A 22,565-nucleotide genomic window follows, 5' to 3' on the forward strand; every position below is an offset into this window, starting at 1 on the left:
ATTTGTTATACAAAATATGAAGATAAGAGTAGGTTTTGGCTTCGACGTACATCAGCTGGTCGAAGGGCGTGAATTGTGGCTGGGCGGTATTCTTTTGGAACATACAAAAGGATTGTTGGGGCATTCGGATGCTGATGTATTGTTGCATGCGGTTTGCGATGCTTTGTTAGGGGCGGCGAATATGCGTGATATCGGCTATCACTTTCCCGATACGGCTGGAGAATTTAAAAACATAGATAGCAAAATTCTGCTGAAGAAAACAGTGGAATTGATTGCTACCAAAGGATATAAAGTGGGTAATATCGATGCAACCATTTGTGCCGAACGCCCGAAGTTAAAGGCACATATTCCTTTGATGCAAGAGACGATGGCAACTGTCATGGGAATTGATGCGGATGATATTTCCATTAAGGCGACTACTACCGAGAAACTCGGTTTTACGGGTCGTGAAGAAGGTATATCAGCCTATGCTACCGTATTGATAGAGAAGATTTCTTAACCCCTAAAACAAATAAATATGATTCGGCTCTTAAAAATTTACTTAACACTTACCTTTTTGTTGGTAACAACTTTTTGTATGGCTCAAAAGAGTGAACTGAAATTTAGTAAAGATGGTAAATTCAAAATTGTGCAATTTACCGATGTGCATTTTAAATACGGCAACCGGGCTTCTGATATCGCTTTGGAACGCATAAATCAGGTGCTTGATGATGAACGCCCGGATTTGGTGATTTTTACCGGCGATGTTGTTTATTCTGCTCCGGCAGATTCCGGAATGTTGCAGGTATTGGAACCGGTAGTTAAACGCAAACTGCCTTTCGTGGTCACTTTTGGTAATCATGACAATGAACAGGGAATGACACGGGAACAGTTATATGATATTATCCGTAAAGTTCCCGGCAATTTATTGCCTGACCGGGGAACAGTCTTATCGCCGGACTATGTATTAACTGTGAAATCGTCTTCTAATGTAAAGAAGGATGCAGCTTTGCTTTATTGCATGGATTTTCATTCCTATTCTCCTTTGAAAGATGTGAAGGGATATGCATGGCTTACATTCGATCAGATAAATTGGTATCGCCAGCAGAGTGCAGCTTATAAAGCGCAAAATGGTGGACAGCCTTTGCCGGCTCTTGCCTTTTTCCATATTCCTCTTCCTGAATACAATGAAGCTGCCCGTACCGAAAATGCGATTCTTCGCGGAACTCGTATGGAGGAAGCTTGTGCACCTAAATTGAATACGGGAATGTTTGCGGCAATGAAAGAAGCGGGTGATGTGATGGGTATGTTTGTAGGACACGATCATGATAATGATTATGCAGTGATGTGGAAAGGTATTCTTCTGGCTTATGGACGCTTCACCGGTGGAAATACGGAATATAATCATTTGCCTAACGGGGCCCGTATCATCGTATTAGATGAGGGGGCTCGTACATTTACGTCCTGGATTCGTCAGAAAGACGGAGTGGTGGATAAAATTTCCTATCCGGCAAGTTTTGTCAAGGACGATTGGACTAAACGTTGAGGCTTGCGAACTTCACATGGCTAAGGCGCGTGTACTTTGAACCATAGCTTTCATATTGGCGTGATACTTTCGCCGATGCAATGTAGATAATATCTCCCAGTCGGTATTCATGTTCTATCCCTGATAGAGTGCATGAAACCGCACTGGGATTTTTTGATGGAATACTTATAATAACCAGGTTTCCACTGGCATCGGTTAAAGTCAGTATCTGCTTGACAAAAAACTGTGGGGTAGTGCCGTTCACTCTTGTTTTGTATGGATCGTCTTCCAGTCGTACGCGTGTGACTTTTAATTTTAAGTCAGTCAGTTTTTCCCCTAATTCTCCCAAATAGCGGCTTGATGAACGTTTCTCTCTCGACTTTCTGATCATGATATCCAAATGTATGGAATGATAAGCCTGTGCTATTTGGACGAAGCGTTCCTGTTTAGGTATTTTGGGGGTGAACTTGTAAGCTACCCAACTTAAATAGGCAGGATCTATCTTCAAAATTTCATGAAGAAAATGTCCCCGGTATTTTCCGAAAAAGATAAGGTCGTCACCGTTACTCTGCATTCTTTTCTCATTGTAATCCATGAGAATAAGGCAACGCCTTGAATAGTAAAACATTGTACTGGCCATTCGGAGGGATTCGTTAATGTCCGGTGACAGGTCATGTATATAAAGAATAGATTGCTTTTCGGGCAGGGGAGAGTACAGCCAAAGGGAATAGTTTGGTTTCCCCGGTCGGGGCAACACCACCAAGTAGACTCCTGCCTCTTTAAAAGAGGCTCTGCCTCGGTTGTACTCATTCAATTTGGCATACAATAAGGCTTCTTCGTTTTCGGAAATGCCCGCTAATCTAGGGTTAGCCATAATTGTTCTCGCTTTTGGTATATTTCAAATATAAGGATTTTCTTTCAGAAAAGCAACTTTTCTCTTTGAAATCTCGTACATTTGTAACCATGTAAATTTTCAAAATTCGAATGGAAGAACGAAACAAGAGAGTATTGGTAGGTATGAGCGGTGGCATAGACAGCACCGCTACTTGCTTGATGCTGCAAGAACAAGGATATGAGATTGTAGGAGTTACCATGCGTGTGTGGGGAGATGAACCGCAGGACGCCAGGGAGTTAGCTGAACGAATGGGGATTGAACATTATGTGGCAGATGAGCGTATTCCTTTTAAAGAGACCATCGTAAAAAACTTCATAGATGAATATAAGCAGGGGCGTACACCGAATCCGTGTGTGATGTGCAATCCGTTGTTTAAGTTCCGTGTTCTGACGGAGTGGGCGGATAAGTTGAATTGTGCATGGGTAGCTACCGGACATTATTCGCGATTGGAAGAGAAAAACGGAAACATTTATATAGTAGCCGGAGACGATGATAAGAAAGACCAGTCGTATTTTCTCTGGAGATTGGGGCAGGATGTGCTGAAACGTTGCATTTTCCCGTTGGGAGATTATACGAAGGTAAAGGTCCGTGAGTATCTTGCGGAGAAAGGGTATGAGGCAAAGTCGAAAGAAGGAGAAAGTATGGAAGTCTGCTTTATTAAAGGAGATTATCGTGATTTTCTTCGTGAGCAGTGTCCTGAACTGGATAGTGAAATCGGACCGGGATGGTTTGTCAACTCTGAAGGAGTAAAACTGGGGAAACATAAAGGAGCACCTTATTATACGATTGGCCAACGAAAAGGACTGGAGATCGCTTTAGGAAAGCCTGCTTATGTGTTGAAAATTAATCCGCAGAAAAATACAGTGATGCTTGGAGATGCCGACCAATTGGAAACTGAATACATGTTGGCGGAGCAGGATAAGATTGTGGATGAACGGGAACTGTTCGGGTGTGAGAATCTGACAGTGCGGATTCGTTATCGCAGTCGTCCGATTCCCTGTCGGGTGAAAAGATTGGAAGACGGACGTTTGTTGGTACGTTTCCTCGAAACGGCCTCGGCCATTGCTCCCGGACAATCTGCTGTGTTTTATGATGGAAGACGGGTGCTGGGAGGAGCTTTCATCGCTTCCCAAAGAGGAATCGGGCTGGTGATTATAGAAAATGAAGAATTATGATTGATTAAAATAGAAAGATAATTTATGAAGAAGTTTATAGTATTGATTTTCGCTCTAAATATGTATCTGGGGGTATCTGCCCAATTTATTCCGGGAGATACCTTAAAATACCGGATTAGTCTGAAAGACAAAGCGGCTACGGACTATTCTTTGCAGAAACCGGAAAAGTATTTGTCTAAGAAATCTATTGAGCGGAGAAAAAAACAGGGATTGCCCATTGATTCTACCGATTTACCGGTTTGCAGGACGTATGTAGATGCCATACGAAAAACTGGTGTTCATGTACTTGTGACCGGGAAATGGGATAATTTCGTTACTGTTTCTTGTAATGACAGTACTTTAATCAGCAAAATAGCTCAACTGCCTTTTGTACGTTCTACAGAAAGGGTGTGGAAAGGTATCACGCAAAGAGCATTTCAAAGAGACTCATTGATAAATAAACCGTTGCGCACCGATAGCCTTTACGGTCCTGCAATCACGCAAGCGGCTATGAGCCGCGTCGATCTCCTGCATGATGCCGGCTTTAAGGGTCAGGGAATGACCATTGCCGTAATTGATGCCGGATTCCATAATGTGGATAAGATTGATGCCATGAAAAATATCCGTATTCTCGGTGTGCGTGACTTTGTGAATCCGGAGGCAGATATTTATGCAGAAAGCAGTCATGGAATGTCTGTATTGTCCTGTATGGCTATGAACCAGCCACATGTGATGATTGGCACTGCTCCTGAAGCTTCTTATTGGTTGCTGCGTAGTGAAGACGAATATTCGGAAAATTTGGTAGAGCAGGATTATTGGGCGGCAGCTATCGAGTTTGCCGATAGTGTAGGAGTGGATTTGGTGAATACATCGCTTGGTTACTACTCATTTGATGATCCTGCGAAGAATTATAGATACCGTGACTTGAATGGGCATTATGCATTGATGTCCCGTGAAGCTGCGAAGGCTGCCGATAAAGGAATGGTAGTTGTGTGCAGTGCCGGAAATTCGGGCGCGGGTTCGTGGAAGAAGATTACTCCTCCGGGAGATGCGGAGAATATCATAACTGTAGGAGCTGTAACAAAAAGAGGAGAACTGGCGCCGTTTTCTTCTGTAGGAAATACGGCTGACGGACGTGTGAAGCCGGACGTAGTGGCTGTCGGTCTAAATTCGGATGTGATGGGAACGGATGGAAATCTTCGTCGCGCCAATGGAACCTCTTTTGCTTCTCCGATTATGTGCGGTATGGTAGCTTGCTTGTGGCAGGCTTGTCCGAAGCTGACGGCAAAGCAGATTATTGATTTGGTACGTCAGTCAGGTGATAGAGCTGATTTCCCGGATAATATATATGGATATGGTATTCCCGATTTGTGGAAGGCATATCAATCAACTCAACGTTAACTGTTCTTTTTTATGGATTCTCTTTCCCTTTTAGAACTGAATTCACTCGTCCGCCGTAGTCTGGAGCAATGCCTGCCCGATGAATATTGGATACAGGCAGAGTTGAGCGATGTCCGTTCCAATACGACGGGGCATTGTTATCTGGAATTTGTGCAGAAAGATCCTCGTAGTAATAATCTCGTAGCCAAAGCACGGGGGATGATTTGGAATAATATCTACCGCTTGCTGAAACCCTACTTTGAGGAAAGTACCGGGCAACTGTTTACCTCCGGTATTAAAGTGCTGGTGAAAGTAACTGTTCAGTTTCATGAGTTATACGGTTACAGTTTGACGGTGCTTGATATTGATCCTGCCTATACATTGGGAGATATGGCTCGCCGTCGTCGGGAAATATTATTGCAGTTGGAAGAGGAGGGAGTCTTGACGTTGAATAAAGAACTTGAAATGCCGGTTCTTCCTCAGCGTGTTGCCGTCATTTCTTCGGCTATTGCAGCCGGATATGGAGATTTCTGTCATCAGTTACAGCACAACCCGAGCGGATTCTATTTTTATACAGAACTTTTTCCGGCTTTAATGCAAGGCAATCAAGTTGAAGAGTCTGTATTGGCGGCTTTAGACCGTATCAATGCCCGCATCAATGAATTTGACGTAGTGGTCATTATTCGTGGAGGTGGGGCTACTTCCGATTTATCCGGTTTTGATACTTATCTACTAGCAGCTGCATGTGCGCAATTTCCATTACCTATCATTACCGGTATTGGTCATGAACGCGATGATACAGTGCTTGACTCTGTGGCTCATACCCGGGTAAAGACTCCTACGGCTGCTGCCGAGCTTCTGATTCATCAGGTAACGGAAGTAGCAGAGCATCTGGAAGAATTATCTGTACGTCTTCAACAGGGAGCTTATATGCTTCTTGAGCAGGAACAACGAAGGCTGGAGGCGCTCCAAATCCGTATTCCCAATCTTGTTCACCGCAAACTTGCGGATGCTCGTTTTTCTTTGCTGGCAGCAAAGAAGGATTTATCACAAGTGGCGAAAGCATTGTTGGCCCGTCAGTCTCACCGGCTGGAACTTTTACAACAGCGAATAGCAGACGCCTCTCCGGATAAACTCTTGAGCCGGGGATACAGTATTACAATCAAAGACGGGAAAGCGGTGACAGATGCATCTTCGCTGAAACCGGGAGATCGCTTGACAACCCGGTTGCTGAAAGGAGAAGTGCAATCTGTGGTGGAAAAGTAACTATCCGTCGACTGTGTATTTGTAAGAACATTCATCATTAACCATTAAATATCAATCATCGTGGCAGCAAAAAAAGAAACATATTCCCAAGCAATGGAACGTCTCGAAAAGATCGTTCGCCAGATAGATAATAACGAACTGGATATCGACATTTTGAGTGAGAAAATAAAAGAAGCCAATGAGATTATTGCTTTTTGCAAGGATAAACTGACAAAAGCCGACCGGGAAGTCGAAAAATTATTGCAAGAAAAGAGGCTATCTGAAGAATAAAAGTTATTTTTGCGTTTCAATGCAATAGAAAATAAACTAATACATAACAATATGAAAGAAATAGACTGGGCGAATCTGTCATTCGGATACATGAAGACAGATTACAATGTGAGAATCAACTTCCGTAATGGTGCATGGGGAGAATTAGAGGTTAGTAGTGACGAACACCTTAATTTGCACATGGCGGCAACCTGTTTACACTATGGTCAGGAAGCCTTTGAAGGGCTGAAAGCATTCCGTGGAAAGGATGGTAAAGTACGTATTTTCCGTTTGGAAGAAAACGCAGCCCGTCTGCAATCTACTTGCCAGGGAATTTTGATGGCAGAACTTCCGACAGAACGGTTTAAAGAAGCAATTTTGAAAGTCGTAAAACTGAATGAACGTTTTATCCCTCCTTATGAAACCGGTGCTTCTCTTTACATTCGTCCGCTGTTGATCGGAACAAGTGCCCAAGTAGGTGTACATCCTGCTGAAGAGTATATGTTTGTTGTGTTCGTAACTCCGGTAGGTCCATATTTCAAAGGTGGTTTCTCTACCAATCCGTACGTTATCATTCGTGAGTTCGATCGTGCCGCTCCTCATGGAACAGGTATTTATAAAGTAGGTGGCAACTATGCAGCCAGTCTTCGTGCTAACAAGAAAGCACACGATCTGGGGTATTCCTGCGAGTTCTATCTTGATGCGAAAGAAAAGAAATATATTGATGAATGTGGTGCTGCCAATTTCTTCGGTATTAAAGATAATACTTATATCACTCCGAAATCAACTTCTATTCTGCCTTCTATTACCAATAAAAGTTTGATGCAGTTGGCAGAAGACATGGGTATCAAGGTGGAACGCCGTCCGATACCGGAAGAAGAACTGGAAACATTTGAAGAAGCAGGTGCTTGTGGTACTGCCGCAGTAATCAGCCCGATTCAGCGTATCGATGATTTGGAAAACGGAAAATCATACGTTATCTCTAAAGATGGTAAGCCGGGACCTATCTGTACAAAATTGTACAATAAGCTGCGTGGAATTCAGTATGGCGACGAGCCGGATACACATGGCTGGGTGACGATTGTAGAATGACGATATATTATGAAATAACACATTTATCAATTAATATTATTCACTATGTTAAAACTAAACTCAGAACTGCGTGCTCAGGCGCGTGAGGCACTTCGAGGAAAGTGGCCTATGGCAGCCGTTGCTGCACTTATTTATTCAGTTATTGCCGGTGGATTATCTGCTATTCCTGTGATTGGCGGATTATGTTCATTGTTTGTCGGACTACCGGTTGCATACGGCTTTGCTATCGTGATGCTTGGTGTATTCAAAGGTAAAGAAATTGATTTCGGAGTGTTATTCGAAGGCTTCCAGGACTATGGACGTATTTTTGTAACGAAGTTGCTACAGGGTATCTATACCGCTTTGTGGATGTTGCTGTTGGTTGTACCAGGAATTATTAAGCACTATTCTTATGCAATGACCGACTATATCTTGAAAGAAGAACCCGAAATGAAAAACAATGCAGCTATTGAGAAAAGTATGGCTATGATGGAAAACAACAAGATGAAACTGTTCATGCTTGATTTGAGCTTTATCGGTTGGGCTATCCTTTCTCTCTTTACTTTCGGTATCGGATTCTTTTTCCTGCAACCTTATGTGCAGGTTGCTCATGCTGCTTTCTATGAAGATTTGAAAGCACAACAAGGTGGAAATGTAGAAGTAAACGTTGAAGTGAATGTTGAGATTTAATAACACGAATCATTCAATATTATAGAAGAATGGAGCATAGAGAAATCTGTGCTCCATTTCTTTTTGTCAGTTGCGTCAAAATCAGTACCTTTGCGGCCTAATCAGGATTGATATGGGAAAGAATAAATTAGAAAAGTTTGCCGATATGGCGAGTTATCCACACGTGTTCGAATATCCTTATTCGGCAGTAGATAACGTGCCTTTTGACATGAAGGGGAAATGGCATAAGGAGTTTTTTAAAAACGATCATCCGATTGTGCTCGAACTAGGCTGCGGACGTGGTGAGTACACCGTCGGCTTGGGTAAAATGTTTCCCGAAAAGAACTTTATAGCAGTTGATATAAAAGGTGCCCGTATGTGGACGGGAGCAACGGAATCATTACAGGCCGGAATGAAGAATGTCGCTTTCCTGCGTACCAATATTGAAATCATTGAACGTTTTTTTGCCGAAGGCGAAGTAAGTGAAATATGGCTTACCTTCTCTGATCCGCAAATGAAGAAAGCAACCAAGCGATTGACTTCCACCTATTTTATGGAACGGTACCGTAAATTCTTGCAGCCGAATGGCATTATCCACCTGAAAACGGACAGCAACTTCATGTTTACCTATACAAAATACATGATTGAAGCGAACCGTCTTCCCGTTGAGTTTATGACCGAAGATTTATATCATTCCGATTTGGTAGATGATATTCTCGGTATCAAGACTTATTATGAACAACAATGGCTCGATCGTGGTTTAGCTATTAAGTATATCAAATTCCGGCTTCCGCAGGAAGGTCAATTGCAAGAACCGGATGTAGAAATAGAACTTGATCCTTATCGTAGTTACAATCGTAGCAAACGTAGCGGATTAAGTACAAGTAAATAGTTTTGTGCAGTAACAATCGCCCTTAAAGTGAACTGACACTTAATCGAATGGTGATTTTAAATTGTAAATAGTAAATCGTCAAATAGTAAATAAAATGACTCTCTATCCTAAATTGATATTAGATGCATTGGCAACGGTGCGTTATCCCGGTACGGGAAAGAATCTGGTGGAAGCGGAGATGGTTGCCGATAATCTCCGTATTGATGGCATGACTGTCAGCTTCTCATTGATCTTTGAGAAACCGACTGATCCGTTTATGAAATCAATGTTGAAGGCTGCGGAAACAGCTATCCATACGTATGTCTCTCCTGATGTGCAGGTAACGATCACAGCGGAAAGTAAACAAGCTGCCCGTCCGGAAGTTGGCAAGCTCCTTCCGCAAGTGAAGAATATAGTCGGCATATCTTCCGGTAAAGGTGGAGTAGGCAAGTCTACGGTGTCTGCGAATCTGGCTGTTGCTTTGGCTAAATTAGGTTATAAAGTAGGTTTGCTTGATGCTGATATTTTTGGTCCTTCTATGCCGAAGATGTTTCAGGTGGAAGATGCACGCCCTTATGCTGAACGTATCGACGGTCGTGACATGATTATTCCGGTAGAAAAATATGGAGTGAAATTATTATCTATCGGCTTCTTTGTCGATCCGGATCAGGCAACTTTGTGGCGTGGTGGAATGGCTAGTAATGCGTTGAAACAGTTGATTGCTGATGCAGCTTGGGGAGAGTTGGATTATTTTCTGATAGACCTTCCTCCCGGAACCAGTGATATTCATTTGACAGTTGTTCAAACGCTGGCCATGACAGGGGCGATTGTTGTCAGCACTCCGCAGGCAGTGGCTTTGGCAGATGCCCGTAAGGGAATCAATATGTTTACCAATGATAAGGTAAATGTACCTATCCTTGGTTTGGTTGAAAATATGGCTTGGTTTACTCCTGCCGAACTTCCCGAAAATAAATACTATATCTTCGGAAAAGAAGGCGCAAAGAAACTGGCTGAAGAGATGAATGTTCCTTTGTTGGGACAGATACCTATCGTACAAAGCATTTGCGAAGGGGGAGATAATGGTACACCTGTTGCGTTGGATGAAGATTCCGTAACCGGACGTGCTTTCTTATCCCTGGCTGCCAGTGTCGTTCGCCAAGTAGATCGACGGAATGTAGAGATGGCGCCGACTCAAATCGTGGAAATGCATAAATAAGTGGAATCTGGAGTTGGATAGCTTTGCAGTAAGTTATCCATAGGATATAAAACGAGCCTCTGTAGTCTTTTCAAAGACTATGGAGGCTCGTTTATTTATTGATTTTTAGGATTACGTATTCTTGCAAAATAATCTTATATTATAATCCGCGTAATCCGTGCCTAAATATATTATATAAACTAATTATGATGACATACTTATATAGCAATTGTTGTTGGCGGATTTTCCTCTACAAGATAGTGACGCTATCCGATAGAAATAGTGACGGTATCATTATCATATACCGTCACTATCCTAAGCATATACCGTCACTATCTTTTTAACGTTCGAATTACTTATTCAAAGCTTTCATAAGCTCTTTTTTCATGGTGTCTACTCCGGGAAATCCAGTTTGTTTGAAGGTGATATTACCCTCCGGATCAACAATAAAATAAGTGGGAACTCCCCGGATATTGAAGCTGGACATCAGAAAACTCCATTGTTCATTTGTCACACGGAAATGCTCACCATGAATGTCGGTAATCATATTTTCCCAGGTGGCTTTGGGTGAAGTTTCGCCTGTGATGTAGAGGTAGATAATATCCTTGTCTTTTAATTCCTCTTTCATTGGAGTAATGGCTTTATTGGCTGTGCGACAAGGGCCACACCAAGTTGCCCAAAAATCGACTAACAACGTGTGTCCACGGAATTTAGAGATAATGGATGGGAATAAGTCCTCATTGGAGACTTGTCCCGTCTCGTTTACAGTGAAGCCTGTCTTTCTTTTGTTTAATTCTATTTTCTTTATTATTTCTTTGTTCGTTTGAGTAAGCATCTCTGCGTATGCCGGGGAAGAAAAAGTTTTTAGTTCGGCATTCTGCTCTGTTGTTAACGGGGTAAAATCCTTTATGGATTGATACAGCTTATTAAATTTAATGTTATCGAATAAGGGTCCCTGTCCCGTTCCCAGTGTCTCTTTAAGTACATCTAAAGAATTTGGCAGAAAACTTATCAAGTATATTGTTGATGCGTAATATTTACCGTATAGCGCTTTCAGAGTGTTGATAGAAGTGAACTCTTTCAATGTGTCATAGTATTCTGTAGGAATATCAATGCGGGTATTGTAGAAATAGTCGTCAGTCTGTTCTTTATTCAGTTTATTAACAGCGATATATGCTGATTTTAGTTCTCTCTCCGTCATGGCGATTTTACCAGTCGCTGCCAGATCTACCTGAATATTTAATAGCTCTTTACACGCATTGCTGTATGGGGATTGTGCAATTTCTTTTCGAATGGATGGAAGACGCTCCAATACATAAGCCTTGTATTCATCTGCGCTTTTCCCGGCAATGTCGTTATACATATCCATGTAATAAACTCTTTTCAACACAATATCTATATCTACGGAAGCTAATTCTTGTTGCAGACTAGCCAGATAACCATTAAAGTATACAGGTTCTCCATACGTTTTATCCTTTTTTTGCAGATGCGCCTGTCTACGGCATAGTTCCTTTGTATTGATGATGAGCGATGTCTCTTCGTTGGGAGCTATCAGACACTCGATCCAGCCAAAAGGAAGTTCTAATGATACACTTGTAACGGACGTTATTTTGACCTCCGCCTGAAAAGTGCCGTCTTCTTTGATCTTTATGATATTCTGTTCGTTGTGGACATTCAATGCAGGGCTTTCTATATGCATCTTCATTTGTTGCATCATCTCTTTCTGATAGTCCAGCATTTTCCCTTTGAGTGTAGCAGTCCCATAAACCAACTTTGGAGTAGGCAATATCGCTTTCTTGTTTATTTTGTGTACGACTGCTTCTTTGGGAAGTTTTTGTTTATAGAATGTATCTTTGTCTAATTGTATTCCCCATATCTTATAGGCCCCGTCGAAGTCCCCTTCCGAGAAATCCAGACTGGTTACATTTTCAGGTATTGGGGGAAATAAGAGTTGAAACTCCGCTTCTCCCGATTCCGGCATCCAGAATTCCTTATCCAATGTGATTCCAACTCCCTTTCGGATAGGATAAAGCATTCCGTTATTATCTTTCAGAAAACTGCCCGTTGCTATTTTAATCCAGTATTTCGGACGATAAAAAGCCTTTATATACACTGTTGTCACGGTATCACTCATGACAATTTTATCAATCTCAATACTATTGGAGCTCCATGCTAGAAAAGGAGGCCGCTCGATAACTCTGTCTTTGGCTTGTATGGTGCAGATTGTGCAGAATATTAAACCAATAATCCATGCGAATCTTTTCATGTGAATAATGTTTTATTACACGAACAAATATAAGGATCTTTTTATAACTATCCTTGCAAAAAGCTGAAAAAGAAATGACTTTTTACGGCACCGGGGAAAGATATGTCCGGCACCGGGGAGGAGAAGGTTCCCCCACCGATGAACGCCCCGTTCCTCACCGATGAGGAAAGGGAGCGGTATCGGGGAAGTTATTTATTGTAACCGGAACGTGATAGGGAGGGTATACTTAACAGGAACAGCCTGTCCTTTTTGCATTCCCGGTTCCCATTTAGGCATGTTGCCCACTACACGGATGGCTTCTGCATCCAGTGACGGAGATACGCTACGTAATACTTTTACGTTTGACAAACTACCGTCTGTTCCGATAATCATTTGTATGATTACCCTGCCTTGTTCTTTGTTTTTTTGAGCAATGACAGGATATTTGATACTTCTAGCAAGATAACGCATCAACCCGGCTTGTCCCTCCGGGAATTTGGGCATTGTTTCTACTACAGTGAAAGCCTGATCTGCGTTTTCTCCTTTCACACCTACTGCACCGGGAGTTGAATCTTCCTGTGGACCGTATCCCACTACAACTACTTCGTCCAGATCAGACTGTTTGATCTCTTCGGCCTTGGGTGGTTCTGGATCGGATAGTCTGAAAGCAACGGGAACTGTAAATCTTACATTTACTGCTTCCCCTCTTTGTTTGCCAGGTTGCCATTTAGGCATGGCAGCAATGACACGCATGGCTTCTTTGTCGAGATACGGATTGACACTTCGTTCTACTTTTGTGTTGGCTATACTTCCGTCCTTTTTAACGGTAAAGCTTACAATTACACGTCCTTGTATGCCATTTTCATGTGCTTCAGCCGGATATCTGACATTCTTCGACAAGTAATCCATCAATGCCTTCATCCCTCCCGGAAAATCCGGCATTTCTTCTACAACCTGAAAGACAACTGAATCCGGTACACTCTTGATTTGTGTTTCCGTTACTTCCTTTCCTTTTGTACCTTGCGGAAGAGTGATTTTTTGAATTTCTCTTGTAGAAAGTTCGGGAATATTTGTGGTTTCAGCTTGCATGGCAACTTCTTCCGTTATTTGTCCCATCATTTCTTTTGCAAATTTTTCAGTAGTACGTGCTACCATTTCGATGTTACTGACAATCATCAAGATGGCAGCCAAGGGAAGAAACATCAGATATTTTGTTCTTCCTATTTCTTTCGTTCTTCGTTTATTCATCATTTTAATACGATTTTTGAGTGGTAAAACATTGAAACTATTTGATAAATTTGCTGCAGCCTTGTGATGTGCCAGTCCCAATAAGTGGTACTGGTATGATTTACTATCATGTCCCGTCTCTAATACACGATGGTCTGCCATGTATTCGAGGTTTCCTCTGACTTCTCGTTTCATTAACCAGATAAATGGGTTGAACCAGCAGAATATGCACATTATTTCGCTGAAAAGTACATCCACCGAATGGTATTGACGGGCATGTGTCTCTTCATGCGTAATGATTTCACTGATTTCAGATTCCGTATGTGATTGCGGGTGTATGAATATCCAGTGGAAAAAAGAAAAAGGACCTGTTTCTTTTTTTAATAGATGTACGCGTACTCCTTGTATATTGCTTTTTGAGCATTGGAAATGCAATCGGATGATGCTACCCAGTTGTACGAAGAAACGTGCGGTAAGTAATAACATTCCGCTCCAATAAATAATTTTAGCGAACTGTATGATAACCTCTTGCCAATTTATGACAGTCTCTTGTGTAGGAGTCACAACTTGCTCCGGAAGCAGGATGGTTGCATAAAGATCTGCCATTGCCACCATCGGTTCGTGAGCTTTTATCCATCCCTGGATATTCAGTAGAGGGTAAAGCAAAGAGATGGCAAAGAAACATAACAAAGCCATTCTGCGCCAATGGAAGAAGGTGTCTTTGTGAAAAAACAACCGATAGAATGCGTAGAACAGTGCTATCGCTACATTTATCTTTAGAAAATAAGCTAGTTCCGGAGTCATGATGATGAATGTTTTCTATTAATCTTCTTTTCCTTTTTCAATAAGATCGATAATATCTTTGAGATCATCGGCCGAAATCTTCCGGTCTTTGGCAAAGAAAGAAACCATTTCTTTGTAAGAGTTCTCAAAGTAGTTACGAACTACACCGCTCATGAAATGACGTTTATATTCATTTTCACGAATGGCGGGAGTATATTGGTAGGTATTACCCACACGTTTCGGCGTGACATATCCTTTCCGCTCAAGGTTCTTTACGATAGATGCTACTGTGGTATAAGGAGGTGCCGGTTGCGTATACTTTGCAACAATGTCTTTTACGAAACAGCATTGTAACTCCCAAATGTAGATCATTACTTCTTCTTCTTGTATAGTTAACTTTTCCATGGAGATGTTGTTTAATTACGAATACTTCGCAAATCTACGAATATTTCGTAAATACGCAATAGTTAGTCGGTTAATAATTGTAAATGTATAAATCTTGCAAGAATATTTTAATTGTGATATGATCCTGAAAATATTTAGGCATAAAAACAGACCGGATGAGCATTGTTTTTGCCTAAATAGTCACACTTTAATAACATTTATGCAAAAAAGAGAGTATCTAGGATTTTTTTATATAAAATAAATGAAATATATTTGCGGCTACAAAATATACGTTAAATGTGGAAGGGTGCGTTTCAATGCTTTAACCGGTTGCGAATAATTCCCCGCACTTAAAACAAAACTATTAACTAACAATGCTAACCAGAGGGAAGAGGAAGGCAACTAAAAAATGAATGATATGAAAAAAGGTTTGATTTTTGTGCTATTTGCACTTGTTTCTATCGTTTCTTATTCTCAGATTTCTTGGAATGCCAAAGTAGGTATGAATATGAGTAATCTTACAGGTGATGTAGACACAGACATGAAGATTGGTTTTAATGTTGGTGTAGGTGCAGAATATGCATTTACGGAAATGTGGTCTGTTCAACCATCTTTGATGTTTACTTCTAAAGGTTATAAAGCTGATGGTGTGAAGTGTAATCCAATGTATTTAGAATTGCCGATATTGGCAGCAGCAAGATTTGCCATTGCTGATAATCAGAATATCGTGGTAAAAGCAGGTCCTTATTTTGCATTTGGTGTTGCAGGTAAATATAAATATGATGGAGTTGATGAAAAGGATGATGTTTTTGGAGATGATGGGTGGAAGAGATTTGATGCTGGTCTCGGTGTAGGCGTTGCTTATGAAATTAATAAATTCTTTATTGACTTATCTGGAGAATTTGGATTAACTAAAATTGCTGATGGTGACGGCGCTCCGAAGAACATGAACTTCTCTATCGGTGTAGGTTACAAGTTCTAAACTTATTATACTCTCTTTATAATATCTCTAAAATCCCTCGTTCTATACTCTCTTGGAACGGGGGATTTTTATATTCTTATTCGAAAAAAAACGGCATACCCTCTATGGAAAGGATACACCGTAAACTCTCTCTCTTGTAATTTTCACTCATTAATCACTTATCTGCTTGGATAAGTTTTCTTTCTCTTTTAATTCTTTGTATCGCTCTATTGCATGTTTGCGGCTCATTAGTATTTGCCAGCGGTATACCCAACAGGTGGTAAGGAAATAAATGCCGGCTTGCAACCATAAAGCTTTATATTCAAAAGCTACTTCACTAAGAGTAGCTCCCATATTATTGATTTTTACAAAGCCGTTAATTCCAAAGGTAGAGGGGAAGATGTAAGATACATACTTCCAAAACGGGGGAATAGCTGCTCCCGGCCAAGAGATTCCGGAAATAAATAACAAGGGGACTGACGTGAATACAAAAATCAGCATACACGTCTCCCGGTTGCGGATAGCAATGGAAGCTGTCATGGCAAAGAAAATACAAGCCGCAAGGTAGGGGACAACAAATAATACTAATGAACTGGGTTGTCCGATCTGGTTGAGGCTAAATAATCTTGGGACCACATAAAGTACGTAGAAAGCTACCAATATATAGACCAAGAAATAACTCAAGCCTTTTCCTAATACAATTCGTAGCGTTCCGTTGTAATGACGGTTAATAGGCACGAGATCCTTAAACCTGTTATTTTCACGAGCTGTTCCCGCAGCGAGACCGATACCAAGTAATAATGTTTGTTGGATAATTAATACTAGTACTGCAGGAATTAGGAAAGCAGCGAATCCGGTAGTCGGGTTGAAGATAGAGATTTCTTCATATTCGATCGGATAAGCGGTGATTTCATCCTGCCGGTCGGTTGTATTTCCACTGCGTGCAATCTTGATATCCTTATTCATATTCAGAGAAACCGCTGTGTTGGCAAGAAGCATCGATTTATAATACAACAATCCGCTCATGTCGCAATAGATGCTCACTTGTGTCTGTTTTCCTTTGGCAATATTGTCACTAAAATCCGAAGGGATATAAATGATGCCGTATGCACGCCGGTTTTTCAGCATTTGTTTGGCCTCTTCCATATCGGCACAGTAGGAGACGATTTTAACATCGGGCGTAGCATCTACCTTGCGGAGATATTCGCGGCTAAGAGATGAATGTGAATCGTCAACAACAACAGCAGGAACTTCACGCACTACTTCGTTATCATAGATGAAACTATATAGCAACGGATAACCTAACGGGACGAGTATAAAGAATATCAGTACCCCCTGGTCGCGGAAAGTTGTCTGAAACTCCCGTTTCCAGATATAAAACAGGTCATTGATGCCTTGAGCTATCTTATCTTTTAATTTTATATCTTTCATTTAGGGTATATATTTATAGTAAACCAATGCTTCCTTCAGGCGGTGAACCACGAAGAAGGGGAGCATCATGAATATTAATAGTGCCATATAGTTGGTCCATGAGTAAGCCATACTATATCCGTTGAGCGCCTGATCCACGTAAATAAGGAAATAGTGCCGCAACGGGAATAGATTGCTCAAAGCCTGTAAAACAGGATGCATAGCCATGACCGGGAATGAAAATCCGGAAATGGAGAACGATATGACTCCCCACAGGGAAGCAAAACTTAATCCGAGTCGTAGAGTCGGCAGGGTTCCTATCATGACAATACCACAACATTGGGATGCCAGTACAAGACAGAGCGTGGCAAATATCATCGGAAATATACCGCTGTTGCAAGGAAAATGCAGGAATCCATACAGGTATACATTATAGAATATACCCATAATGAAAAAGACTACAGTGTGGGGAAGCAACTTCCCGGCCAATGCAATATAAATGGAGTTGTTACTCATTCGTAACCATTCGCGAGCCGTACGATCTTTGATTTCTACACCGATTGAATAGACAGTTACCATAAATATTAATAGCATGAGTACTCCCGGTATCAGTGTATTGCATAAGTATACCGAATAGTTTAGCCACGGATTATTCAGTGGGTGTGTATCGATAACAATCGGTTGCAGATATGCCATAGCCTGATCCTCTGTTGCACCTTTGGCATATAACATGGTCCTTGCAGCGGCTCCTGAGGTGAGTTCTCCCATCATTTTCATATCCCTGAACAATAGAGAGCCTGCAATCAGGTATGAGTAATTGGTATAGAAAGAGATCGTTGGCTGCCGTTGGCTTTGTGCCTCTGCCGATAAACCCTTGGGGAGATAGAAGAACCCGTAGATTTTTCCCTCCTGCATGGCAATACGCGCATCTGTTACATTGCTGTAATGAGCTACAACCCCTGTCTGCGAAAAAGCATCCAGATTGCGGACAATATTACGGGAAGTAGACGAATCATCCATGTCCACCACTCCCGCAGGAAGATCCTTGGGAAGCCCCGAATCCATTAAAGTGGTGAAGAATATATAACAAAACAGCGGGGCAATGACCATACAGAAGAGATAGAGCGGGCGTGATACCAATCGCCGGCACTCTCTTTGCATAACCTGCCACAAAGCTATATATTTCTTTTCTCTCTCTTTCATGGTTACTTGTCAATGATAACAGACATACCCGGACGGAGATTTTCCACTTTCTCTACCGGAGAAGCTTTCACCTCGAATGTTTTCAGATCAAATTGTCCGGTCGTTTTGGTTGCTTTCCAGGCAGCATAAGTGCCTAAGTCTTTCAGATAATATACTTTGAGCTGGATCTTTTTATTATCCAGAGCAGGAATGATAGCTTCGAACTCCGACCCCATCGTCAGGTTCTTGAGCAAATCTTCGCGTACATTGAATGTTACCCACATATCGTTGAGTTCAGCGATATTCATGATGGGAGCACCAGTACCTACCAATTCGCCTACCTTCGGGAAAATCTCTGAAACTTCTCCGGCAGCCGGAGCTATGAGATAAGTCTCCTTTATGTACGATTCTACTTCGGCAACAGCACCTTTTGCCCGGTTTACCAAAGCTTCCGCGGCCATCTTGTCTTCACGTTCCGCTCCGTTCTTTGCCATAGTATATTGCGCTTTGGCTGCTTTCTCTGTAGCAATGCTTGCATCCCGTTGCGCAGTGACTTCATCCAATTTCTGTGCAGGCATTACTCCCTGCTCATAGAGGTTCTTTACACGTTGATATGATTTTTCGGCAATGGTGACGCCTGCTTGGGCTTTTTGCCACATTTCGTATGCTGCCTGGATTTGTTCCTCACGCGCGCCTTTGATTGCTTTTGCGTTTTGTGCCTGTGCGGCAGCTTCGGCAGCACGTGCCTGTTCCATTTTTGCCACTACGTCAGGAGCTTCCAAAATAGCCAGCGTATCTCCGGCATTGACACTTTGTCCTTCTTTCACGCGAAATTCCAATATACGTCCCGGAACTTTGCTCGAAACGCGATACTCGGTAACTTCAGCCTGTCCCTGTATAATTTCAGGACCTTTGCGAAGCATGAAGAAGCCAACGACTGCAACGATTGCAATAACTCCAAGTAGAGTAAGGAATGCAAGCAGCATATTGCTGTTTTGTGATTTTATAGGTGCCATATGATTTATGAATTATGATTTATGATTTATGTTTTATGGATTGTGAGTTGGTTAGGGATTGGGTTGTTTCTGATTGGGTTCTTTACTTTATTTTTCTGCTTTTTATTTATTTCAGTGTTCCCAGAGATTTCTTCAGATAGATTTCTGTTAACTTCACATCTATTTGTGCGTCAATCTTTTCTGAATGAGCGGACAGCCATGCCGTTTGTGCTTCAAGAACATTACTTGTGGCAATCACTCCCTCTTTAAAACCAAGCGTTGCATAGCGCAGATTCTCTTCCGCTTTTTCCATGTTTTTGGAAGACATAACCAGTTTCTTACCTGCTTCTTTTACCTTGAAAGCGGCTTGATTGACTTGCAACTCTATTTTTTCGCGTGCGTCCTGAAGCTGGTATTGTGCAATGCGGGCTTCGGCTTTTGCCGCTCTCGTTTTATAAATACCTTCTCCCCAGTGCCATATAGGTATCTGTACCATCACTCCCACATTCCACATGCCTTTGAATTTGTTTTCAAAGCTGTTGAAGACAGAAGGGTTGGTTACCATATAATTCCCCATCAATGCGATAGAAGGAAGATGTTCGGCACGGGTTACGTTTACTTTCTGTTTATAAATCTGTGTCGCTAATTCGAGACTACGTATTTCCGGACGATTCTCATAAGCGGTAGATAAATCGAAATGAGGGTCTGTTGTCAGTAATGGAATATCTTCCATATTTTCATCTGCTAGCGTGATGGGGGAGCTAAGATCAATACCGCATAGTTGGCACAGCAACATTCGGGCAAGGCTCAATCCATCTTCCACTTTGGTGAGTGTCATTTCTGCTTCATTCACCTTGACGCGTACAGACAAGCCATCCGCTTTGGTGGCTACTCCTTCATTAATCATTTTTTCCACATCACCGTCCAGCTGTTGCAAGAGCTTTAAATAACCTTCCGCCAACTTCTTCTTATTAACCAGCGAAATAACTTGCCAATAAGCCTGGTCTGTACTCATGATTACTTCCTGCATGCCACCGTGGTGTTGTTCTTGAGCCAACTCTTCGGCATACTTTGTTATTTTGTTGTACGCCCGGATTTTTCCACCCATATATAAAGGCTGTGTCAATGTAAGAGCACCTGCATAGACATTCCTGGTGTCTGTGCGGAGCGCATCCACTAAAGAGTTTCCCGCTCGGTCGAGAGCAGGCAGAGCCGCTCCTAGTTTTCCGCTTAAGGAAGCAATAAGTGGTTTTAATTCAGGATGTGCTGTTGCAATCTCGGTTGCAGCCTGTTGGATAGGGCCTGCCAGATTAGTTCCTAGTCCTGAAAGCGCAGCTTTCTGGTCGTTGTTTAATAATGAAAACTCTTTCTGGTTTCTCATGTAAGCTCCGGTTGCCGAGAAATTGGGAAGATAATTCGTAAATGCAGCTTTCCGTTGATAATGAGCAGCATTTATCTTCTCATTGCTTATCAACAAATCTTTGTTGTTGGCAAGAGCTAATGCGCGGCAACTATCCAGACTTAGAAAGTTCTGCGCTTTTCCTATGAAAGTGAGACTTAGCAGAATTGTCAGAAGAAATACTTTTTTCATCGCATCTTGCATATTAATAAGGTGATACTTCTATATTTAATAACCCGGTTCTTATGTAATTTGTTTATTGAAGTAGTCTGTTTTTTTGTACTTGTTTACTTAAACAATAATTGCATAAACAACGATGCAAATGTATGTGCTTTCTGTGAGAACTCAAAACGAATTAGCTTTTTTTAGAAATATAGTGGGGATGGATTCTGTTGAAAAGAAAGAAGGCTATTCCTCATGGCGAGGAACAGCCTTTCTTGATATATAAAGTAAGGGGATTTTAATTACAGAGCACCTACTTCTTTCAAAGCAGCGTTAGTTCCGTGAACAGCTTTTGCGCTAGCTGCGAACTTAGCTTTTTCGTCTTCGTTCAGGTTCAGTTCAACGATCTTTTCGATACCGTTCTTGCCAAGGATTACAGGAACACCGATGCAAAGATCTGATTCGCCGTATTCACCTTCCAATAATACAGAACAAGGAACCATCTTCTTTTGGTCGTGAAGGATAGATTCAACTACGAATGCTCCTGCTGCACCCGGTGCATACCATGCAGAAGTACCTAGCAATTTAGTCAGCGTAGCACCACCTACCATAGTAGCAGCAGCAACTTCTTCCAATTTCTCTGCAGAGATGAAATTAGCTACAGGCATACCTTTGTAAGTAGCGAAACGAGTCAAAGGAATCATCGTAGTATCACCGTGACCACCGATAACCATACCTTCTACTTCGTTAGCGTTGCAACCGATAGCTTGAGACAAGAAATATTTGAAACGAGAGCTATCCAGAGCACCACCCATACCGATCACACGGTTTTTCGGCAAGCCCAGAGCTTTCAATGCCAAATAAGTCATTGTATCCATTGGGTTGGAGATAACAACGATGATAGCGTTAGGAGAATATTTCAACAGGTTTTCTGCTACCGATTTAACGATACCAGCGTTCACACCGATCAGTTCTTCACGAGTCATACCCGGTTTACGAGGAATACCTGAAGTAATCACAACAACGTCAGAGTTAGCAGTTTGAGCATAGTCGTTCGTGCAGCCTACCAATGTAGTGTCGAAACCCAACAATTGAGCTGTCTGCATCATATCCATTGCTTTACCTTCTGAAACGCCTTCTTTAACGTCCAGCATTACTACTTCGTCTGCTACTTCATTAAAAGCAAGTACATTTGCACATGTAGCACCTACGTTACCTGCGCCTACTACGGTTACTTTTGACATAATACTATATATTTAAAAAGTTGATAATTTGTTTTATCTTTTAGCGCGACAAAATTACAACGATAATCCTAATTAAAGAAATTTTTCCGTAATAATTTTAGTTAAAGGTCGAAGTTCCCGATAATATATAGGTATGATAAAAAGTTTGGGTGGAAGAAGCTGTTTTTTGCATGGTTATATACAGAATGTAGCTGCGTAAGAATGTACTATTATGGCAAATGATTCATTCAGCTATTTTTTTATAATTGCTTGTCTATTCGGAGTTACTTCGTTCGCTACTATTATTTCGTTCCACTATAGTGTTCCGCAAGAATAACTA

Annotated in this window: 20 protein-coding genes; 11 read left to right on the forward strand and 9 right to left on the reverse strand. The window is 41.7% G+C overall.

The features are described 5' to 3' along the window. Nucleotides 1-16: 16 nt before the first annotated feature. Both ispF and BXY_RS14390 read left to right on the forward strand, forming a co-directional pair. Nucleotides 17-499, forward strand: a complete 483-nt coding sequence (gene ispF / locus BXY_RS14385) for a 2-C-methyl-D-erythritol 2,4-cyclodiphosphate synthase (protein WP_004308656.1) — start codon at nucleotides 17-19, stop codon at nucleotides 497-499. Nucleotides 500-517: 18 nt separating this feature from the next. Then, a complete protein-coding gene (locus BXY_RS14390) occupies nucleotides 518-1,525 on the forward strand; it encodes a metallophosphoesterase family protein (protein WP_208946822.1) in 1,008 nt (335 codons plus the stop codon). Here BXY_RS14390 and BXY_RS14395 read toward each other — a convergent pair. After that, nucleotides 1,515-2,378, reverse strand: coding sequence for an exodeoxyribonuclease X C-terminal domain-containing protein (locus BXY_RS14395; protein ID WP_015532290.1), 864 nt, complete (start codon nucleotides 2,376-2,378; stop codon nucleotides 1,515-1,517). The two genes, BXY_RS14390 and BXY_RS14395, sit on opposite strands and share 11 nt — an antisense overlap. Before the next feature lie 110 nt (nucleotides 2,379-2,488). On the opposite strand from BXY_RS14395, the gene mnmA reads away from it, so the two are divergent. The 8 genes from mnmA to BXY_RS14435 all read left to right on the forward strand — a co-directional run bounded on the left by mnmA (nucleotide 2,489) and on the right by BXY_RS14435 (nucleotide 10,275). Further along, nucleotides 2,489-3,574: a tRNA 2-thiouridine(34) synthase MnmA gene (gene mnmA / locus BXY_RS14400; protein ID WP_015532291.1), complete on the forward strand. Its 1,086-nt coding sequence runs from the start codon at nucleotides 2,489-2,491 to the stop codon at nucleotides 3,572-3,574. Nucleotides 3,575-3,598: 24 nt separating this feature from the next. Continuing rightward, nucleotides 3,599-4,954, forward strand: a complete 1,356-nt coding sequence (locus BXY_RS14405) for a S8 family peptidase (RefSeq protein ID WP_015532292.1) — start codon at nucleotides 3,599-3,601, stop codon at nucleotides 4,952-4,954. A gap of 12 nt (nucleotides 4,955-4,966) precedes the next feature. Next, nucleotides 4,967-6,199: an exodeoxyribonuclease VII large subunit gene (gene xseA, locus BXY_RS14410; protein WP_015532293.1), complete on the forward strand. Its 1,233-nt coding sequence runs from the start codon at nucleotides 4,967-4,969 to the stop codon at nucleotides 6,197-6,199. Nucleotides 6,200-6,259: 60 nt separating this feature from the next. Beyond that, nucleotides 6,260-6,469, forward strand: coding sequence for an exodeoxyribonuclease VII small subunit (gene xseB, locus BXY_RS14415; protein WP_004314727.1), 210 nt, complete (start codon nucleotides 6,260-6,262; stop codon nucleotides 6,467-6,469). 39 nt (nucleotides 6,470-6,508) lie between these two features. Continuing rightward, nucleotides 6,509-7,540: a branched-chain amino acid aminotransferase gene (locus tag BXY_RS14420; RefSeq protein WP_255344217.1), complete on the forward strand. Its 1,032-nt coding sequence runs from the start codon at nucleotides 6,509-6,511 to the stop codon at nucleotides 7,538-7,540. A gap of 45 nt (nucleotides 7,541-7,585) precedes the next feature. Beyond that, nucleotides 7,586-8,209, forward strand: a complete 624-nt coding sequence (locus tag BXY_RS14425) for a DUF975 family protein (RefSeq protein ID WP_009038989.1) — start codon at nucleotides 7,586-7,588, stop codon at nucleotides 8,207-8,209. Between the two features lie 112 nt (nucleotides 8,210-8,321). Then, a complete protein-coding gene (trmB, locus tag BXY_RS14430; protein ID WP_004309382.1) occupies nucleotides 8,322-9,080 on the forward strand; it encodes a tRNA (guanosine(46)-N7)-methyltransferase TrmB in 759 nt (252 codons plus the stop codon). A gap of 94 nt (nucleotides 9,081-9,174) precedes the next feature. Next, nucleotides 9,175-10,275 (forward strand): Mrp/NBP35 family ATP-binding protein, encoded by a 1,101-nt coding sequence (locus BXY_RS14435; RefSeq protein ID WP_004309381.1) that lies wholly within the window; start codon nucleotides 9,175-9,177, stop codon nucleotides 10,273-10,275. 331 nt (nucleotides 10,276-10,606) lie between these two features. Here the strand turns inward: BXY_RS14435 and BXY_RS14440 are convergent, their stop codons facing one another. The 3 genes from BXY_RS14440 to BXY_RS14450 all read right to left on the reverse strand — a co-directional run bounded on the left by BXY_RS14440 (nucleotide 10,607) and on the right by BXY_RS14450 (nucleotide 14,914). Beyond that, entirely contained in the window at nucleotides 10,607-12,520 is a 1,914-nt protein-coding gene (locus BXY_RS14440) for a TlpA family protein disulfide reductase (RefSeq protein ID WP_015532294.1), read from the reverse strand. A gap of 192 nt (nucleotides 12,521-12,712) precedes the next feature. Further along, nucleotides 12,713-14,530: a M56 family metallopeptidase gene (locus BXY_RS14445; protein WP_015532295.1), complete on the reverse strand. Its 1,818-nt coding sequence runs from the start codon at nucleotides 14,528-14,530 to the stop codon at nucleotides 12,713-12,715. 18 nt (nucleotides 14,531-14,548) lie between these two features. Beyond that, nucleotides 14,549-14,914: a BlaI/MecI/CopY family transcriptional regulator gene (locus tag BXY_RS14450; RefSeq protein WP_004307829.1), complete on the reverse strand. Its 366-nt coding sequence runs from the start codon at nucleotides 14,912-14,914 to the stop codon at nucleotides 14,549-14,551. Nucleotides 14,915-15,311: 397 nt separating this feature from the next. On the opposite strand from BXY_RS14450, the gene BXY_RS14455 reads away from it, so the two are divergent. Continuing rightward, nucleotides 15,312-15,875: a porin family protein gene (locus BXY_RS14455; RefSeq protein ID WP_004307830.1), complete on the forward strand. Its 564-nt coding sequence runs from the start codon at nucleotides 15,312-15,314 to the stop codon at nucleotides 15,873-15,875. Nucleotides 15,876-16,025: 150 nt separating this feature from the next. On the opposite strand, the gene BXY_RS14460 is transcribed toward BXY_RS14455, so the two are convergent. The 5 genes from BXY_RS14460 to mdh form a co-directional block, all read right to left on the reverse strand. Further along, the gene (locus BXY_RS14460) at nucleotides 16,026-17,285 is read right to left on the reverse strand and encodes an ABC transporter permease (RefSeq protein ID WP_004307831.1); all 1,260 of its coding nucleotides are present in this window, start codon (nucleotides 17,283-17,285) and stop codon (nucleotides 16,026-16,028) included. Next, nucleotides 17,286-18,467: an ABC transporter permease gene (locus tag BXY_RS14465; protein WP_015532297.1), complete on the reverse strand. Its 1,182-nt coding sequence runs from the start codon at nucleotides 18,465-18,467 to the stop codon at nucleotides 17,286-17,288. Nucleotides 18,468-18,469: 2 nt separating this feature from the next. Next, a complete protein-coding gene (locus BXY_RS14470; RefSeq protein WP_008776703.1) occupies nucleotides 18,470-19,462 on the reverse strand; it encodes an HlyD family secretion protein in 993 nt (330 codons plus the stop codon). A 106-nt stretch (nucleotides 19,463-19,568) separates the two neighbouring features. Beyond that, nucleotides 19,569-21,032 carry a TolC family protein gene (locus BXY_RS14475; RefSeq protein WP_134993613.1) on the reverse strand — a complete coding sequence of 488 codons (1,464 nt, stop codon included), beginning with the start codon at nucleotides 21,030-21,032 and terminating at the stop codon, nucleotides 19,569-19,571. Between the two features lie 272 nt (nucleotides 21,033-21,304). Continuing rightward, on the reverse strand, nucleotides 21,305-22,246 hold the full coding sequence (gene mdh / locus BXY_RS14480) for a malate dehydrogenase (RefSeq protein ID WP_004297234.1): 942 nt from the start codon (nucleotides 22,244-22,246) through the stop codon (nucleotides 21,305-21,307). Between the last annotated feature and the right edge of the window lie 319 nt (nucleotides 22,247-22,565).

It is taken from the genome of Bacteroides xylanisolvens XB1A (genome assembly GCF_000210075.1).
GTDB lineage: Bacteria > Bacteroidota > Bacteroidia > Bacteroidales > Bacteroidaceae > Bacteroides > Bacteroides xylanisolvens.

Excerpts from the sequence above, each read along its gene's own strand:
- ispF (WP_004308656.1), top strand. The coding sequence starts at position 17 with ATGAAGATAAGAGTAGGTTTTGGCTTCGACGTACATCAGCTGGTCGAA.
- BXY_RS14390 (WP_208946822.1), top strand. The coding sequence starts at position 518 with ATGATTCGGCTCTTAAAAATTTACTTAACACTTACCTTTTTGTTGGTA.
- BXY_RS14395 (WP_015532290.1), bottom strand. The coding sequence starts at position 2,378 with ATGGCTAACCCTAGATTAGCGGGCATTTCCGAAAACGAAGAAGCCTTA.
- mnmA (WP_015532291.1), top strand. The coding sequence starts at position 2,489 with ATGGAAGAACGAAACAAGAGAGTATTGGTAGGTATGAGCGGTGGCATA.
- BXY_RS14405 (WP_015532292.1), top strand. The coding sequence starts at position 3,599 with ATGAAGAAGTTTATAGTATTGATTTTCGCTCTAAATATGTATCTGGGG.
- xseA (WP_015532293.1), top strand. The coding sequence starts at position 4,967 with ATGGATTCTCTTTCCCTTTTAGAACTGAATTCACTCGTCCGCCGTAGT.
- BXY_RS14425 (WP_009038989.1), top strand. The coding sequence starts at position 7,586 with ATGTTAAAACTAAACTCAGAACTGCGTGCTCAGGCGCGTGAGGCACTT.
- trmB (WP_004309382.1), top strand. The coding sequence starts at position 8,322 with ATGGGAAAGAATAAATTAGAAAAGTTTGCCGATATGGCGAGTTATCCA.
- BXY_RS14435 (WP_004309381.1), top strand. The coding sequence starts at position 9,175 with ATGACTCTCTATCCTAAATTGATATTAGATGCATTGGCAACGGTGCGT.
- BXY_RS14440 (WP_015532294.1), bottom strand. The coding sequence starts at position 12,520 with ATGAAAAGATTCGCATGGATTATTGGTTTAATATTCTGCACAATCTGC.
- BXY_RS14445 (WP_015532295.1), bottom strand. The coding sequence starts at position 14,530 with ATGACTCCGGAACTAGCTTATTTTCTAAAGATAAATGTAGCGATAGCA.
- BXY_RS14450 (WP_004307829.1), bottom strand. The coding sequence starts at position 14,914 with ATGGAAAAGTTAACTATACAAGAAGAAGAAGTAATGATCTACATTTGG.
- BXY_RS14455 (WP_004307830.1), top strand. The coding sequence starts at position 15,312 with ATGAAAAAAGGTTTGATTTTTGTGCTATTTGCACTTGTTTCTATCGTT.
- BXY_RS14460 (WP_004307831.1), bottom strand. The coding sequence starts at position 17,285 with ATGAAAGATATAAAATTAAAAGATAAGATAGCTCAAGGCATCAATGAC.
- BXY_RS14465 (WP_015532297.1), bottom strand. The coding sequence starts at position 18,467 with ATGAAAGAGAGAGAAAAGAAATATATAGCTTTGTGGCAGGTTATGCAA.
- BXY_RS14470 (WP_008776703.1), bottom strand. The coding sequence starts at position 19,462 with ATGGCACCTATAAAATCACAAAACAGCAATATGCTGCTTGCATTCCTT.
- BXY_RS14475 (WP_134993613.1), bottom strand. The coding sequence starts at position 21,032 with ATGAAAAAAGTATTTCTTCTGACAATTCTGCTAAGTCTCACTTTCATA.
- mdh (WP_004297234.1), bottom strand. The coding sequence starts at position 22,246 with ATGTCAAAAGTAACCGTAGTAGGCGCAGGTAACGTAGGTGCTACATGT.